Raw genomic sequence first — 16,154 nt, 5'->3', positions numbered from 1 at the left:
ACGAGCGGGGGAGACGCTGTGGACCTGGACGCCTACACCGAGGTGCACCGCGAGCGGTGGCAGGAACTCGACCGCCTCGCCCGGGCCCGGCATGCGTCGGGTGCCGACGTCGACCGGCTCGTCTCCGCCTACCAGCAGGGCGCGACCGACCTGGCGCGGATCCGTGGCGCGGCACCGCGGACGGCCGTCGGCGACCGGCTCTCCCTGACCCTGTTCCGCGCGCGGCTCCGGTTCACCGGCACCCCGGTCGATCCGCTCACCGCGGTGACGTCGTTCTTCGCCGTGCAGTTGCCGGCGGCGCTGTACCGCATCCGGTGGGTGACGATCTGGGTGGCCCTGGCGACGGCCGCGATCGCCGCCGTGGTCGCGGTGTGGATCAGCACGACCCCGGGGGCGACGTCGACGTTCGGGACGCCGGAGGCGCTCCGGCAGTACGCGACGCAGGACTTCCAGGCGTACTACTCCGACCACGGCCTCGGTGCGTTCACGGCGCAGGTCTGGACGAACAACGCGTACATCGCGGCGACGATGGTGGCGTTCGGGATCACCGGCTTGTTCGTCCCGTTCTCCATCGGGCAGAACGCGATCAGCCTCGGGGTCTCGGCGGCGATCATGCACTCCGAGGGCCGGTTGGGCGACTTCTTCCTGTACATCGCCCCGCACGGGCAGCTCGAGCTGTACTCGGTGTTCCTCGCGGGCGCCGCCGGGCTGATGATCTTCTGGTCGTGGGTGGCACCCGGAGCCCGGACCCGTGCGCAGGCCCTCGCGGAGGACGGCCGCGCGCTCATCACGATTGCGGTCGGTCTGACGCTCACGCTGCTGCTGTCCGGCATCGTCGAGGGCACCGTGACCCGGCAGGACTGGCCGTGGCCGGTCAAGATCGGCATCGGCACGGTCGCCCTCGCCGCGGTCCTCTGGTACCAGTGGGTGCTCGGTGGGCGGGCGCACCGTGCGGGCGTTCGGGGCGACCTCGAGGAGTTCGAGCGCGGGTCGTCCGCGCTCGTCGCGGACTAGAGCCGACCGGTCGCCTTCGCCCGGATGTACGCGTCCGCCAAGAGCGGGGGCACCTGCTCCGGTGTGGCGCGGACCACCTCCGCTCCGGCACGTCGTGCGACGTCGGCGACGCCGTCGGCGTCGAGCAGGGTGCGTTCCGCGGCGGCGCGTCGGTAGACGTCGCGCTCTGCGCCGGACTGGAGGCCCGACACCCGTCGGACCCGTGCGCCCCGTCCCGCTGCGGCCGGGTCGGGGGCCCCGCTCGCCATCCGCTCGACCATCGGGTCGGTGACGCTGGTCACGACGACGGCGTGCCGCCGTGCGAGGCGGGGCAGCACGGCGAGCAGGTCGCCCGAGGCGCCGACGGAGTCCAGGCTGGACACGAGCACGACGAACGCCCGCGAGGTCGTGATCGAGTCGACGAGCCCGGGGACGGCGGACCAGTCGGTCGCGGCGAGGCCCGGTTCCGCGAGTGCGAGCGTCTCGCCGAACCGTTGGACGACGTCGGTGCGGGTGGCACCGTGCACGCGGTCGCGGACGGCGTCGTCGAGCACCGCGAGGTCGACGCGGTCGCCAGCCGCCGCCGCGAGCGCACCGAGCAGGAGCGCCGACTCGATGAAGGTGTCGAGTCGCGGTTCGTCCTCGACACGACCGGCTCCGGCTCGTCCGGCGTCGACGACGACGATGACCCGCCGGTCGCGTTCCGGGCGCCAGGTGCGGACGACGAGGTCCTGTCGACGTGCGGTGGCACGCCAGTCGACGGAGCGGACGTCGTCACCGCGCACGTAGTCGCGCAACGAGTCGAACTCGGTCCCGTGGCCGCGGAGCTGCAGCGTCGTCTCGCCGTCGAGCTCGCGGAGTCGTGCGAGTCGCGACGGCAGGTGCCGCCGCGACCGGAACGGCGGCGTGACGACGAGTTCGCCCGGTGCGTCGAGCACCCGTTGGCGGGCGGCGAGGCCGAGCGGACCGAACGCCCGGACGGCGACCCCTGCGCTGACCCGGCGACCGCGGCGGAACGGTGCGAACCGGATGCGCGTCGTCCGTCGTTCGTCGGCGGGCACGTGCATGCGGGAGCGGTGCGGCGCGCGTCCGGCGGAGGGCTCCCACATGTCCCGGACGACGGCCCGGAGCGGGCGGGAGCCGTCGTTGGCGAGTACGAGGGTGCCGTCGGCGGTGGTGTCGCGCCGGGCGAGCCGTGGCATCCGCCGCTCGACCCGGACCCGCGTGAGGTCGGCGGCGAGCAGCAGGTCGAGCACGGCGGCGAGGACGACGACGCCCGCCCACGCCAGACCGGCCCACCCGGTGCCGAACAGCACGGTGGGGACGATCGCGACGGCGAGCAGTGCGACGAACCGGCCGGAGACCGCCACTAGATCGGCACCCGGACCTGCTCGAGCACATGCTGCAGGACGCCGTCCGCGCCGACGCCCTCGAGCTCGGCGTCCGCGGCGACGCGGAGCCGGTGCCGCCAGACCGGCAGCAGCATCGCCTGCACGTGGTCCGGGGTGATGGCGTCGTAGCCGGTCAGCCAGGCCCACGCCTTCGCGGCGGCGAGCAGCGCGGTGGCGCCACGCGGGCTGACCCCGACGCGGACCGAGGGCGCCTGCCGGGTGGCTCGGGCGAGGTCGACCACGTACGCCAGGACGTCGTCCCGGGCGCCGACGCCGCGGACGGCGCGCTGGGCGGCGAGGACCGCGTCGACACCCAGCACCGGGCGGATGCCGGCGGACCGGACGTCACGGGGCACGAAGCCGTCGGCGTGGCGGCGGAGCACCTGCCACTCGACGTCGCGCGGCGGGATGTCGAGCGTCAGCTTCATCAGGAAGCGGTCGAGCTGCGCCTCGGGGAGCGTGTAGGTCCCCTCGAACTCGATCGGGTTCATGGTGGCCGCGACGAAGAACGGGTCGGGGAGTGCTCGGGCGTCGCCGTCGACGCTGACCTGGCGTTCCTCCATCGCCTCGAGCAGTGCCGACTGGGTCTTCGGGGGCGTGCGGTTCACCTCGTCGGCGAGCAGCACGTTGGTGAAGACCGGGCCCTCGCGGAACGGGAACGTGCCCGTGGACGCGTCGTACACGAGCGACCCGGTGACGTCGCCGGGCATCAGGTCGGGCGTGAACTGGATGCGCTTCGTGTCGAGGGACATCGCGGCGGCGAGGCTCCGGACGAGCAGGGTCTTGGCGACGCCGGGGACCCCCTCGAGCAGGACGTGGCCCTGCGCGAGGATGCCGACGATCATCCCCGAGACGGCGCCCTCCTGTCCGACGACGGCCTTGCCGACCTCGGCGCGGAGCCGCCCGAACGCGTCGCGCAGCGGATCGGCGGCCCGGGTGGCCTGCTGGGTCTGGGTGGGGGACGGATCGGTCACGGTCGTGCTCCTCGGAGGTCGTGGTCGGTCTGTTGGTCGCCGGTCGTCGCGGCGCGGACGGCGCGCTCGAGGTCGTCGAGGGCGGCGGCTCCCGCGACGAGGGCCCGGTCGTCCGGGGTCGGTCCGCCGACGAGCACCGCACCGACCTGCACGTCGGGGGTGCCGGTGGCGTGGGCCGCGGCGCGGACGACCTCGTCGACGTGTGCCGAGCGGGGGAGTCCGAGCCGACGCGCGATCCGGCGGACCGCGGCGACGCGGAGGGTGTCGAGCGCGTGGGTGCGGTCGCGCGTCCTGGCCGACAGCCGCGCCCGACCCTCGGTGGTCTCGGCGGCACGGACGACCACCGGCATCCGTTCCACCACGAGCGGTCCGAGGCGACGGCCGCGCCAGACCCCGGCTGCGACCGCGACGAGCGCGAGCAGCGCGATCGCGCTCGGCACCCACGGCGGGGCGAGCGAGCCGAGGGTCGGCGCCGCGTCCGGCGCAGCGAACGTCGCCGTGTACCAGGTGAGCGTCCCGCCGTCGTCGGTGCCGAGCAGGCCGAGCGCGAGGGCGGCGTTCCCGGCCGTGGTGATCGTGTCGTTCCGGAACGCGGCGGTGGTGCCGACGAGGGTGACGTCCCTCGCGGGGGTCGCCGTCCGCACCAGGCCGTAACCGCGGTCGGCGCCGGTGCCGGTCGGCGCGCAGAGGTCCGTGCCGGCGGGGGTGCGCGCGCCGTCCTTCACCCGGTAGTCGTAGCCCGTCGTCGTCACGCGTTCGGCAGCTGCGGCCGCGGGGATGGCGCACGCACTGGTCGATGCGGTGTCGTCGCCGCCGACCTGGGACGCCGGTTCGACGTCGAGGCCGAAGGCGTCGAGGGTCGTCGGGTTCGTCGTGACCAGGACGACGTGCTGCGCCTGTCGGGCGATCCGCCGGGCGACGGCCGGGTCGAGCGCCCCCTGCGAGTCGTCGATGAACACCGTGCCGCCGGTGACGCGGTCACCGCGGTCGACGACACGGACGTCCGTGCCGCGTTGTCCGAGCACCCGGACGAGCGCCTTCGCGCCGCTCGCCGTCGCGGAGCGTGGATCGAGCGTGTCGGTCGCCGGGTCGCCCGACCGCTGGACCACCGCGGTCAGGGCGGCGAGGAGCAGCCCGACGAGGACGATCGCGACCCAGAAGCCGATGCGGAGTCCGCGTCCCTCGCGCGGCGCGCGGGACGACCCGGGCGGCGTCTGCGAGCCGGTCGGGGCCGGAGCCGTCGTGGTCATGCGGGCACCGCCGGGGTCGTCGGGCGCACGGGCCGGGCGGTGCGGATCGTCTGCTCGGTGTCCAGGACGGCGCGGGCATCGGCCTCGACGGCGTCGACCCCCAGGTAGCGGACGTCGTCGAAGACGCGCGCGGCAGCGTCGAGTCGTGTCGCCTGGTCGGGGAACACCGCGGCGGCACGCCCGGCGATCGCGCGGGCGGTGGCGCCGGGGACGTCCTGCACGAGGTCGCGTTCACCGAGGCCCCGCGCGAGGGCGCGGTACCCCTCGAGCACCGCGACGGACCAGTCGCCGTCGCGCAGTGCGGCACGCGCGGCATCGCCGATCTCGCGGGCGGAGCGGAGGTCGTCGTCGTCGAACACGCCGCCGAGGTCGTCCGCCGCCAGGCGGGCACGGCGACGGGGGAGTCCCCGGGCGACGACGACGAGCACGATGACGGCGACCAGGACGATCACCGCCACCCAGAGCAGGGTGTGCGCGACGACGGGCGAGCCGAGTCCGTCGGCGCGGAGCGAGCCGAGCCAGTCGAGGAACGCGCGGGAGGCGCGGTCCCACCACGTCACGTGCGCGCCGTCGTACTCGGACCGGTCGAGTTCGCGCTCGAGCAGCCGTCGTGCGTCGTCGGGGTCGAGCATCACGGCCGTCCGTCCGGCGGGTACCGACCGGGCGCGCCGCCCCACTGCGGCGGCGGGTCCTGCTGCCCGGGCCACGGCTGCTGCGGCGTGGGCTGCTGCCCCGGCCACGGCTGCTGCGGCGCGGGCTGCCCCGGCCACGGTTGCTGGCCGGTCGGCTGCCCGGGCCACTGGGTCGCGGGCTGCTGCCCCGGCCAGGGCTGTGCAGGAGGCTGCCCCGCCCACTGCTGCGGGCCCGGCCACGGCGGTCGGGCGACGGGCGGTCCGGGGGCGAACGGGTCGGTGGGCTGACCGGTCTCCAGGTGGGACGCGATCCGCTGGTCGAGCGCCTCGGTCCGGATCCGGCGGTCGATCGTCAGGAAGGTCGTCACCGAGCCGCCGAGCACGTCGGTGATGCACTGCACCGCCATCGCGAGCAGGCTGCCGACGACGACGGCGATCACGCCGCCGACCCCGATGCCCGACGAGGCGTCGGTCTGCCCGAGCGGGTCGAACGTGCCGCCGACGAGCACGGTGCCGATGGTCAGCGGAAACGACGCGATGGACACCGCGAACGAGAACATCACCTGCACCAGCAGGAGGATGCCGAAGGTCCGCCAGAACGCGCCGCGCGTGAGTCGCCAGGACTGCGCGGCCGCGGAGAACACCGACCGGCCCTCGAGCGCGATCGTGGGGACGGTGAAGGCGAACTTCGTGGCGAGCCACGCCAGGAGGACCGTCAGGCCGAGCGACATCAGCAGGACCGCCAGGATGAACGTCCACACCCCGGAGCCGTTCGACCCGCCGGCGCTGAGCGCGCCGACGAAGCCCACGAGCACGAGGACGAACACCACGCCGATCACCAGGCCGGCGGCGAGCTGGAGCAGGATCCACGCGACGACGGACCACCGGCGACCGGCGAGCAGCGCCCACAGCCCGCGGAAGGTCGCGCGGCGGCCGAGGACGCGCTGCCCGGTGTCCGCGGCGACGGGCGCGACGAGGAACCCGCGCCCGAGGTACGCCAGGAACGGCAGTCCGACGGACAGGACGATCCAGAGCGTCAGCGAGCCGGCGACGACCGCGTCCGACCCGCCGGTCCCGTCGACGGCCGACAGCATCCGGGACTGCAGGGCCCGCTGCCCGAAGGTGCTGACGAGGGTGGCGAGCAGGCCGAGCACGCCGCTCAGCAGCACGCTCCAGAGCAGGAGCACCCGGGCGTTGCGCCGGAAGACGGTGAACGCGCCGCTGAGGACGTCCCCGAGGCCGAGCGGACGCAACGGGATGACGGGGCGCGACCCGGCCGGCGGCCGCGGCGGCGGCGACCACTGCCCCGGAGCCGACCACGATGCAGGCGCGTGCTGCCCGGGCGGCCGGGGCGTGCCTCCAGGCCGGTCGCGGTCGCCGTCGCCGGCCGCACCCGGAGTCTGCCAATCGGACATCGCCGCCCCCTCGTGGTCCTCGTCCGCGCAGCGGACGCGCGGACGACACCATCCTGTCGGAAAACGCCACCCGACGGGGCCTCGGCTATCGTGAGGACGCGAGTGCCGACCCGGCACCGCCGCACGCAGCACCGCCGCACGTCACACGGAGTCCACATCACATGACACCGCGCATCCTCGTCGTCGACGACGACCAGGCCCTCGCCGAGATGATCGGCATCGTCCTCCGCTCCGAAGGGTACGAACCCGAGTTCAGCGCCGACGGCAACGACGCCATCGACGCGTTCCACGGGACGAAGCCAGACCTGGTGCTCCTCGACGTCATGCTCCCGGGCATCGACGGCATCGAGGTGTGCAAGCGGATCCGCGCCGAGAGCGGTACCCCGATCATCATGCTCACCGCGAAGGGCGACACCGCCGACGTGGTGGCCGGGCTCGAGAACGGCGCCGACGACTACGTGGTGAAGCCCTTCAACCCGAAGGAGCTCGTCGCCCGCATCCGCACCCGCCTGCGGCCGACCGCCGCCGACGCGACCGTGCTGCACGTGGGGGACCTCACCGTCGACGTCGCCGGGCACGAGGTCCGCCGGGGCGACGCCGTCATCGCGCTCACACCGCTCGAGTTCGACCTGCTCCGGGCGCTGTCCGAGAAGCCGAACCAGGTGTTCACCCGCGAGATGCTCCTCGAGCAGGTCTGGGGCTACCACTACAAGGCGGACACCCGCCTGGTGAACGTGCACGTCCAGCGGCTCCGCGCGAAGATCGAGCACGACCCCGACAACCCGAAGATCGTCACCACGGTGCGCGGCGTCGGGTACCGGGCCGGAGGGGCCTGACCACCGTGCCGCCAGCACCGTCCGGCAGTCGCGGGCCGTCCGGCAGTCGCGGGCCGTCCGGCAGCCGTGAGCCGTCCGGCAGCCGTGCGCCGTCGGGCGGCCGCACGTCGTCCGGGCGCACGTCGTCCGCGCTCGGCACGTCGACCGGGCGCGGCACGCTCGGTCGTGCCGGCCGGCGGGTCCGTCGCTGGGTGCGACGCGGCTGGCGGGGTGTCGCGTACCTGTGGCGCCGCTCCCTGATGTTCCGCTCGGTCGCCATCACCGTGATGACGACCGGCCTGGCGATCGCGATCATCGGCACCGCCGTGATGATCAGCATCTCGAACAACGTCTACGCGCAACGCCGCGACCAGATCGAGGCCGAGTCCGCGCGCGCCACCATCGTCGCGCAGGGCATCTTCGACGCCGCGACCGCCGGCGAGGACAACAACCAGACCGAGCTCGAGACGCTGCAGAGCGAGGCGCAGCAGGCGATCCTGTCGAACACCACGAGTCCCGGTGGCACGAGCATCGCGATCGAGCGGAGCCCGGACCAGCCCGGCCCGCAGACCGTCCAGAACGTCGCGAGCCAGGGGTTCCCGGACGCCGTGATCACCGACGTGCTCCGCAAGGAGGTCGGCAAGAACACCGGCAAGCTCAGCCTGCAGCCGGTCCGGCTCGAGGACGACGGGCGGCGGCAGCCCGGCCTCGCGGTCGGGTCGACGCTGCAGATCCCGAGCGCCGGGCAGTACGAGCTGTACCTGGTGTACGACCTCTCCGACGCGCAGCAGACGCTCGACTTCGTCTCCCAGACCCTCTCCATCGGCGGCGTCGCCCTGATGGTGCTCATCGCCCTCGTGACCTCGCTCGTCGTGCGGCTCGTCGTGGTCCCCATCCGCGGTGCCGCCGAGACGAGCCGGAAGATCGCCGCCGGCCGCCTCGACGAACGCATCCCGGTGCGCGGCAACGACGACATCGCGACGCTGGCACGGAGCTTCAACGGCATGGCGGACGCCGTCAGCCGCCAGATCACCCAGCTCGCCGAGCTCTCCCGGGTGCAGCAGCGGTTCGTGTCCGACGTCTCCCACGAGCTGCGGACCCCGCTCACCACCATCCGGCTCGCCGGCGACATGCTCTACGACTCGCGGCACGCGTTCGAGCCCTCCGTCGGCCGGTCCGCGGAGCTCATGCACACGCAGATCGAGCGGTTCGAGCTGCTGCTCGCCGACCTGCTCGAGATCTCCCGGTTCGACGCGCAGGCGGTGCAGCTCGACCCCGAGCCGGTGATCCCCGCGGCGCTCGCCACCGACATCGTCGACGAGTTCCGTCCCCTCGCCGAACGCGCCGGCACCGACCTGCAGCTCGTGACCCCCGGCGGCCACACCACCATGCAGCTCGACGCCAAACGGGTCCGCCGGATCCTCCGCAACCTCGTCGGCAACGCGATCGAGCACGGGGACGCCAAGCCCGTGCAGGTCGTCGTCGACAGCGATGCCCGCACGGTGGCGATCGCCGTCCGTGACCAGGGGATGGGCATGCCCCCGGAGGACGCCGCCCGCGTGTTCGACCGGTTCTGGCGGGCCGACCCGAGCCGCAAGCGCACCATCGGGGGCACCGGCCTGGGGCTCGCGATCTCCCTCGGCGACGCGAACCTGCACGGTGGTCGGATCGACGTGTGGTCCCGCCCCGGCGAGGGGTCCACGTTCGTGCTGACCCTGCCCCGCGGCGAGCACGTCGGCGCGACCACGTCGGCGATCCCGCTGCCCGACCTCGACGAGTCGTACGACGGCCCCCGCGCCGTCCGGGAGGACGACTGATGCGCACCCGCTTCCGACACCTCGTCGCCGTGGCGCTCGCCGCGGTGACCGTCGTCGCCGTGTCCGCCTGCGCGGCGATCCCGACCGACGGTCCGGTCCGCTCCGGCCAGACGATCAAGGACGAGTCGCTGTCCGGCGTCGACTACCGGCCGGACAAGCCGATCGCCGGGTCCGACCAGACCGCCATCCTCCGCGGGTTCATCGCCGCCGGGACGGGCGCGGCGGACGACTACGCGATCGCCAGGCAGTTCCTGGCGTCGGGCTTCGCCGAGAAGTGGAACCCGCGCCGCGGCGTCACCGTCCGGCAGGGCAGCCCCGCGGTCGAGCGGGTCGGTGAACGCGAACTCACCTACACGCTCACCGCGAGCGCGACGGTGGACTCCGACGGCGAGTACACCCAGGCGGTGCGACCCACGTCGTCGACCCTGACGTTCCGGTTCACCCGCGAGGACGGCGAGTGGCGCATCGCCTACGCGCCGGACGGCATCATCCTGTCGCCGGTGAGCTTCGACTCGGTGTTCCAGCAGCACGCGCTCTACTTCTTCGACCCCACCTACCGGTACCTCGTCCCCGACGAGCGCTGGTTCCTCGCCCGTTCGTCGACGAGCACCCGGATCGCCAGCGCGCTGCTCGCCGGTCCGGCCGACTGGTTGCAGGGCGCCGCCGTCTCGTCGTTCCCGGAGGGCACGCAGCTCTCCCTGAACGCCGTGACGATCGACAACGGCACCGCCCTGGTCGACCTCTCCAGCAACGCCCTGCGCGCGAGCAGTGAGGACCGGTCGCGGATGCGGGAGCAGTTGAGCAAGTCGCTCGCCTCCGTCTCGACCATCTCATCCGTGGCGATCACCGCCGAGGGCGCGCCGTTCTCCGTCCCGGAGACCGGCGGTGCGCCCGAAGCGGTCCAGAACCCGGACGTCGACGCCCGCCCGCTCGTCGACGACGACGGCTCCGTCGGCTACGCGTCGTCGGGCGGCAAGGTCGCCGAACTCGGCAACGGCCTCGGTGACGAGATCGCGGGCCTCAAGCCGTCGTCGTTCGCGCTCTCGGCCTCCGGCACCGGCGCCGCAGTGGGCAACGAGGACGGGGTCTTCGTCGTCCGCGGTCGCGACCACCTCCGCGTCGACGCGACGCCGGGGCTCGTCCCACCCTCGATCGACGACGTCGGGTTCGTGTGGGTCGCCTCGGCGAAGAACACCCGGACGGTGACGGCCTACTCGGCCACCGGCGCGACGCACCCGGTCCGGACGACCCTGCCGAGCGGACAGCTCGTGTCGTTCCAGATCTCCCGCGACTCCACCCGCGCGCTCGCACTCATCCAGACCAGCGACGGCCCGAGCCTGTACGTGATGGGCGTCGTCCGCGGATCCGACCGGACCCCGACCGCGTTCGGCCCGCCCGTGCGCGTGCAGGCCGCGACCGGGACCGCCGTCGGTGCCGCCTGGATCAGCGACTCCGACGTCGCGTCCGTCGGGCAGACCCCGTCCGGCCCGGAGATCGTCCGGACGACGGTCGGCGGTCAGTCGAGCACCCTGCCGCAGCCGGACGGCCGGGCGACGACGATCGCCGGGGGCAGCGGCGGGTCCATGCTCCTGCGGATGTCGGACGGCTCCGTCGTGCAGTCCACCGGCGGCGGCTGGGTCACGACGGGCGTCACCGCGGACGTGCTCGGCGTCCAGCGCTGACGGCTCGTCCTCCACAGGCGCCCCTGCCTGGAGGCCCGTCCACCGTCCGTCCCGTCGGCCCACGCCCGACACGCGGTCACCGGCACCATCGTGGCCATGACGGCTCCACACCACCCCTGGCGGGACGCGGCCCTCGCGGTGCTCGGGTTGTTCCTGCCGGTCGCCTGCGTCGGCTGCGGCGTGGCCGACCGTGCGCTGTGCACCTCTTGCCGATCGTCCCTCGCCGCGGCCCCGCGTCGCGTGCGCCTCGTCGCCGGGGTCCGACTCGATGCCGCCTTCGAGTACGAGGGGCTCGTCCGGACGCTGCTCCTCGAGCTGAAGCTCCGCGGCCGGGTCGACCTCGCCCGACCGCTCGGCGCGCGGTTCGGTGCACTCGTGCGGACGGCGCTCGCCGAGTCCCCGTCCGGCACCGTGCTGCTGCGGGTGCCGCCGTCGCCGCAGGGTGCGCGTCGGCGCGGGTTCGACCCGGTGGTGCTGCTGCTCGCGCGCGGGGGTGTGCGGCGGCCACCACGGCTGTCACGGGTGCGAGTCCGCCAGTCCGCGCCGGCCGGACGGCGCGAAGCCGAGCACGGGCGGCAGGGTGCCCGGGCCGGCCCCGGGCAGAAGGAACGGTCGGCGGTGGAACGCGTGGCGGCCACGGTCGGCACGCTCCGCGCCGTCGGGGTCCGGGGGCGGACGGTCGTCGTGGTGGACGACGTCGTGACGACCGGCGTCACCCTCGCCGAGGCCGTGCGCGCCGTCCGGGCCGCCGGCGGTCGGGTCGTCCGACTGGTCGCCGTCGCGAGCGTGGACGGGTGAACCCTCGGTGGCCACTGTGTGTCCGGTGGGTGTCCGGCACGACTCACCGACATCGCGTGACGCCGGACGGTCGTCGGGTCTAGCCTCGCGACAAGGCGTTCAGGATCGCCGGATGGAGGCGACGCGCTGAGTCTGGATGGGAGCCGCCACATGGACGTGACGATCACGGGCCGGAACATCGGGGTCACCGACCGATTCCGCACCTACGTCGAACAGAAGTCCGAGAAGATCGACGTGCTCGCCGACCGCGCCCTCGCGTTCGAGGTGCGCATCAGCCGCCACAACGAGAAGTCCGGCGGGTCGCAGGGCGAGGACCGCGTCGAGCTGACGCTGATCGGCCCCGGGCCGCTCGTGCGGGCGGAGTCCGCCGCGTCGGACAAGTACGCGGCGTTCGACCTGGCGTTCGCCCGCATCATGGAGCGACTGCGCCGAGCCCGCGACCGCCGCAAGGTGCACCGCGGCCGGCACCGCCCGACCTCCGTGTCCGAGGCCTCGGGCACCGCGTTCGAGCGGATGGGGGTGGTCCCCGCGACCGGCAAGCTCATCGAGGACGTCGCGACCGGAGCGGTCCCCGTCGTCACGGACGAGGCGACCGACGAGGACACCGAGGTCTACAGCCCCGTGGTCATCCGGCACAAGGTGTTCGAGGCGTCGCCCATGACGGTCGACGACGCGCTCTACTTCATGGAGCTCGTCGGACACGACTTCTACCTCTTCGTCGACGCGGAGACGCACCGACCGAGCGTGGTCTACCGGCGGAAGGGCTGGGACTACGGCGTCATCGGCATCGACGACCAGACCGGCGGTGGATCGGCCGCGGCCGACGAGTCGGCGGCCGAACCGGCGGCAGCGATCGCCTGACGGTCGCCCGTCACCACCCGATCCAGCCGTGCGCGGTCCGTTCGCGGGCCGCGCACTGCTGCGCCGCTCCCAGCGGCGGGCCCGACCGGGTTGCTAGCATGACTGGCTGTTCGCATCGCGCAGGTCGCGCGGACGATCTCGTAAGGAGCTCACGTGGCAAACGTGCTGGAGAAGGTCCTCCGCATCGGTGAAGGACGCACCCTCCGACGGCTGAAGGCGTACGCCTCGGCGATCAACGACCTCGAGGACGACTTCGCGAGCCTGACCGACGAGGAGCTCCAGGACGAGACGAAGGAGCTCCGCGAGCGGTACGCCAACGGCGAGACGCTCGACGACCTCCTGCCCGAGGCGTTCGCCGCCGTGCGCGAGGCCTCGAAGCGGACCCTCGGCATGCGGCACTTCGACGTGCAGCTGATGGGCGGCGCCGCCCTCCACCTCGGCAACATCGCCGAGATGAAGACCGGTGAGGGCAAGACCCTCGTCGCGACGACGGCGGCCTACCTGAACGCCATCCCGTCCCGCGGCGTGCACGTCATCACCGTCAACGACTTCCTCGCCTCGTACCAGTCCGAGCTCATGGGCCGCGTGTTCCGGGCGCTCGGCATGACGACCGGCTGCATCATCGCCAACCAGTCGCCGGCGGAGCGTCGCGAGCAGTACGCGGCGGACATCACCTACGGCACGAACAACGAGTTCGGCTTCGACTACCTGCGCGACAACATGGCGTGGCAGTCCTCCGACATGGTGCAGCGCGGCCACTTCTTCGCGATCGTGGACGAGGTCGACTCGATCCTCATCGACGAGGCCCGCACGCCGCTCATCATCTCCGGGCCGTCCTCGGGCGAGGCGAACCGCTGGTTCACCGAGTTCGCGTCCATCGCCACCCGCCTCACCCCGGGCGAGGACTACGAGGTCGACGAGAAGAAGCGCACCGTCGGCGTGCTCGAGCCCGGCATCGAGAAGGTCGAGGACTACCTCGGCATCGACAACCTCTACGAGTCGGCGAACACCCCGCTCATCTCGTTCCTGAACAACTCCATCAAGGCCGTCGCCCTGTTCAAGCGCGACAAGGACTACGTCGTGATGAACGGCGAGGTGCTCATCGTCGACGAGCACACCGGCCGCATCCTGATGGGCCGCCGCTACAACGAGGGCATCCACCAGGCGATCGAGGCGAAGGAGGGCGTCGAGGTCAAGGCGGAGAACCAGACCCTCGCGACCGTCACGCTGCAGAACTACTTCCGCCTCTACCAGAAGCTCTCCGGCATGACCGGTACCGCCGAGACCGAGGCGGCCGAGTTCATGTCCACCTACAAGCTCGGCGTGGTCCCGATCCCGACGAACAAGCCGATGCAGCGCATCGACCAGACCGACCTCGTCTACAAGAACGAGAAGGCGAAGTTCGAGCAGGTCGCCGAGGACATCGCCGAGCGCCACGAGAAGGGCCAGCCGGTCCTCGTCGGCACCACGAGCGTCGAGAAGTCCGAGTACCTCTCCAAGCTGCTCGCCAAGAAGGGCGTCAAGCACGAGGTCCTGAACGCCAAGAACCACGCTCGTGAAGCCGCGATCGTGGCACAGGCGGGTCGACTCGGCGCGGTGACGGTCGCGACGAACATGGCCGGTCGTGGTACCGACATCATGCTCGGCGGCAACTCCGAGTTCCTCGCCGTGCAGGAGATGCACGCCAAGGGCCTGTCCCCGACGGAGACGCCGGAGGAGTACGAGGCAGCGTGGGACGACGTGTTCGACCGCGTCAAGGCCGAGATCAAGGACGAGGGCGACAAGGTCCGCGAAGCCGGCGGCCTCTACGTCCTCGGCACCGAGCGCCACGAGTCCCGCCGCATCGACAACCAGCTGCGTGGTCGTTCCGGCCGTCAGGGCGACCCGGGCGAGAGCCGGTTCTACCTGTCGCTGACCGACGACCTCATGCGCCTGTTCAACTCCGGCGCCGCCGAGAGCCTGATGGGCCGTTCGAACGTGCCGGACGACCTGGCGATCGAGAACAAGCTCGTCGGCCGCGCGATCCGTTCGGCGCAGGCGCAGGTCGAGGGCCGCAACGCCGAGATCCGCAAGAACGTCCTGAAGTACGACGACGTCCTGAATCGCCAGCGCGAGGCGATCTACAGCGACCGCCGACACATCCTCGAGGGCGACGACATCCACGACCGCGCGCAGGCGTTCCTGCAGAGCGTCGTCGACGACGTCATCGACACCCACACGGGCGAGGGCAACGCGGACGACTGGGACCTCGACGCCATGTGGACCGAGCTCGGCACGCTGTTCCCGATCTCGATCTCCATCGACGAGGTCATCACCGAGGCCGGTTCGAAGGGCAAGGCGACGCGGGAGTTCCTCGGCCGCGAGATCCTCTCCGACGCGAAGCTCGCCTACCAGACGCGTGAGGACATGCTGGGCGACGAGGCAATGCGTGAACTCGAGCGCCGCGTGGTCCTCTCCGTGATCGACCGTCGCTGGCGTGACCACCTCTACGAGATGGACTACCTCAAGGACGGCATCGGCCTCCGCGCGATGGCCCAGCGCGACCCGCTGGTCGAGTACCAGCGCGAGGGGTACGCGCTCTTCCAGAGCATGATGGGCCAGATCCGCGAGGAATCCGTCGGGTACCTGTTCAACCTCGAGGTGCAGGTCCAGTCCGACGGCGAGAACGCCGTCATCGAGGCCAAGGGTCTCGGCGAGGACGAGGTCTCCGGGCTCGAGTACTCGGCACCGTCCATCGACGGCGAGGTGGAGGTGCGCGACGAGCGTGGCCGCCTCGAGCAGGCCGCCACGGCGCGTGCCCAGAAGGCGCAGGCCGAGGCCGAGGCCGCTGCCGGACCCGAGCAGGGTTCCGCGTTCGGCAACGCGGCGACCGCCTCCGGCCAGGCCGCGGCGGGCAACCGTGCGGAGCGCCGGCAGGCCGCGAAGAAGAACTGACGCCGGGTCGCTGCGGCGACGCGACACGGACGGGAGGGACGGTGCCAGCTGGCACCGTCCCTCCCGTCCGTTCAGAGCACGCCCACCGCGGTCGCGCGCCAGCGCCCCTGCCGCTCCTCCAGGCGCATCGCCACGGCACGCGCATGACTGCGGGTGTGCACGACGACGGTCGCCTCGGCGACCCCGTCGGCGGGACGGCACACGAGGACGCTCCCGACACGGAGCAACGCACGGGCGCGAGAGCGTCTCCCGAGGCGCCGTGACCGCGCCGCCACCGCGGCCCGCTGCTGCAGGTGTCGCTGGACGTCGTCGGTGATCCACCGGGCGATGCTGTCGACGTCCCGTGCCCCGGTGAGGATCTCGGCGACGCACAGGCCCAACGCCCGGGCGGTGTCCTCGACGTCAGTCGGCGCGGAGACGGCGGTGAGCCGCGTGACCCCCGCCGTCGGGTCCGTGTCCTCGTCGATACGGCGTGCTTCCTCGGCCACCCCTGCCCCTTTCGTCGGCCTGAGCGTATGAGGAGTGCAACATTCGAAATGACACGGCGTCCGCCCTGTGGAGAGCGAGCCGTTGTCCACAGCGGGCCGCACCT

The 16,154-nt window shown here is 72.7% G+C and carries 13 protein-coding genes; 7 read left to right on the top strand and 6 right to left on the bottom strand.

Features of this window, described 5'->3' with window-relative positions; translation table 11 throughout:
* The first annotated feature begins 18 nt into the window (after positions 1 to 18).
* The gene (locus tag ACRQ4B_RS13720; RefSeq protein ID WP_439691958.1) at positions 19 to 1,014 is read left to right on the top strand and encodes a stage II sporulation protein M; all 996 of its coding nucleotides are present in this window, start codon (positions 19 to 21) and stop codon (positions 1,012 to 1,014) included.
* On the opposite strand, the gene ACRQ4B_RS13715 is transcribed toward ACRQ4B_RS13720, so the two are convergent.
* Genes ACRQ4B_RS13715 through ACRQ4B_RS13695 form a run of 5 tightly spaced genes read right to left on the bottom strand, consistent with a single transcriptional unit; the run spans position 1,011 to position 6,655 of the window.
* The gene (locus tag ACRQ4B_RS13715; protein WP_439691957.1) at positions 1,011 to 2,363 is read right to left on the bottom strand and encodes a DUF58 domain-containing protein; all 1,353 of its coding nucleotides are present in this window, start codon (positions 2,361 to 2,363) and stop codon (positions 1,011 to 1,013) included. The two genes, ACRQ4B_RS13720 and ACRQ4B_RS13715, sit on opposite strands and share 4 nt — an antisense overlap.
* Positions 2,363 to 3,358, bottom strand: a complete 996-nt coding sequence (locus tag ACRQ4B_RS13710; protein WP_439691956.1) for an AAA family ATPase — start codon at positions 3,356 to 3,358, stop codon at positions 2,363 to 2,365. Before ACRQ4B_RS13710 ends, ACRQ4B_RS13715 begins: the two co-directional genes overlap by 1 nt.
* A complete protein-coding gene (locus tag ACRQ4B_RS13705) occupies positions 3,355 to 4,608 on the bottom strand; it encodes a DUF4350 domain-containing protein (RefSeq protein ID WP_439691955.1) in 1,254 nt (417 codons plus the stop codon). The genes ACRQ4B_RS13710 and ACRQ4B_RS13705 overlap by 4 nt, the downstream gene beginning before the upstream one ends.
* On the bottom strand, positions 4,605 to 5,243 hold the full coding sequence (locus ACRQ4B_RS13700; protein ID WP_439691954.1) for a DUF4129 domain-containing protein: 639 nt from the start codon (positions 5,241 to 5,243) through the stop codon (positions 4,605 to 4,607). Before ACRQ4B_RS13700 ends, ACRQ4B_RS13705 begins: the two co-directional genes overlap by 4 nt.
* Positions 5,240 to 6,655 carry a glycerophosphoryl diester phosphodiesterase membrane domain-containing protein gene (locus tag ACRQ4B_RS13695; protein ID WP_439691953.1) on the bottom strand — a complete coding sequence of 472 codons (1,416 nt, stop codon included), beginning with the start codon at positions 6,653 to 6,655 and terminating at the stop codon, positions 5,240 to 5,242. The genes ACRQ4B_RS13700 and ACRQ4B_RS13695 overlap by 4 nt, the downstream gene beginning before the upstream one ends.
* A gap of 161 nt (positions 6,656 to 6,816) precedes the next feature.
* Between ACRQ4B_RS13695 and mtrA the strand changes: the two genes are divergently transcribed.
* The 6 genes from mtrA (at position 6,817) to secA (ending at position 15,562) form a co-directional block, all read left to right on the top strand.
* Complete coding sequence (gene mtrA / locus ACRQ4B_RS13690; protein WP_439691952.1) at positions 6,817 to 7,491, top strand: MtrAB system response regulator MtrA; 675 nt, start codon at positions 6,817 to 6,819, stop codon at positions 7,489 to 7,491.
* Between the two features lie 5 nt (positions 7,492 to 7,496).
* Positions 7,497 to 9,287 (top strand): MtrAB system histidine kinase MtrB, encoded by a 1,791-nt coding sequence (gene mtrB, locus ACRQ4B_RS13685; protein WP_439691951.1) that lies wholly within the window; start codon positions 7,497 to 7,499, stop codon positions 9,285 to 9,287.
* Complete coding sequence (locus ACRQ4B_RS13680) at positions 9,287 to 10,969, top strand: LpqB family beta-propeller domain-containing protein (RefSeq protein ID WP_439691950.1); 1,683 nt, start codon at positions 9,287 to 9,289, stop codon at positions 10,967 to 10,969. Before mtrB ends, ACRQ4B_RS13680 begins: the two co-directional genes overlap by 1 nt.
* Before the next feature lie 96 nt (positions 10,970 to 11,065).
* On the top strand, positions 11,066 to 11,767 hold the full coding sequence (locus ACRQ4B_RS13675) for a ComF family protein (RefSeq protein ID WP_439691949.1): 702 nt from the start codon (positions 11,066 to 11,068) through the stop codon (positions 11,765 to 11,767).
* A 150-nt stretch (positions 11,768 to 11,917) separates the two neighbouring features.
* Positions 11,918 to 12,628: a ribosome hibernation-promoting factor, HPF/YfiA family gene (gene hpf, locus ACRQ4B_RS13670; protein ID WP_439691948.1), complete on the top strand. Its 711-nt coding sequence runs from the start codon at positions 11,918 to 11,920 to the stop codon at positions 12,626 to 12,628.
* 153 nt (positions 12,629 to 12,781) lie between these two features.
* Positions 12,782 to 15,562 carry a preprotein translocase subunit SecA gene (gene secA, locus ACRQ4B_RS13665; RefSeq protein ID WP_439691947.1) on the top strand — a complete coding sequence of 927 codons (2,781 nt, stop codon included), beginning with the start codon at positions 12,782 to 12,784 and terminating at the stop codon, positions 15,560 to 15,562.
* 71 nt (positions 15,563 to 15,633) lie between these two features.
* Here the strand turns inward: secA and ACRQ4B_RS13660 are convergent, their stop codons facing one another.
* Positions 15,634 to 16,050 (bottom strand): Rv3235 family protein, encoded by a 417-nt coding sequence (locus ACRQ4B_RS13660; RefSeq protein ID WP_439691946.1) that lies wholly within the window; start codon positions 16,048 to 16,050, stop codon positions 15,634 to 15,636.
* Between the last annotated feature and the right edge of the window lie 104 nt (positions 16,051 to 16,154).

The sequence above is a fragment of the Curtobacterium sp. SP.BCo genome, assembly GCF_051903265.1.
GTDB lineage: Bacteria > Actinomycetota > Actinomycetes > Actinomycetales > Microbacteriaceae > Curtobacterium.
Note: the sequence above shows the minus strand (reverse complement) of the source record. Positions and strands in the feature narration are given on the sequence as shown.

Bases quoted from the DNA above. Each gene is read 5' to 3' on its own strand.
- ACRQ4B_RS13705 (WP_439691955.1), bottom strand. From the start codon at position 4,608: ATGACCACGACGGCTCCGGCCCCGACCGGCTCGCAGACGCCGCCCGGG.
- ACRQ4B_RS13695 (WP_439691953.1), bottom strand. From the start codon at position 6,655: ATGTCCGATTGGCAGACTCCGGGTGCGGCCGGCGACGGCGACCGCGAC.
- mtrA (WP_439691952.1), top strand. From the start codon at position 6,817: ATGACACCGCGCATCCTCGTCGTCGACGACGACCAGGCCCTCGCCGAG.
- ACRQ4B_RS13680 (WP_439691950.1), top strand. From the start codon at position 9,287: ATGCGCACCCGCTTCCGACACCTCGTCGCCGTGGCGCTCGCCGCGGTG.
- ACRQ4B_RS13675 (WP_439691949.1), top strand. From the start codon at position 11,066: ATGACGGCTCCACACCACCCCTGGCGGGACGCGGCCCTCGCGGTGCTC.
- hpf (WP_439691948.1), top strand. From the start codon at position 11,918: ATGGACGTGACGATCACGGGCCGGAACATCGGGGTCACCGACCGATTC.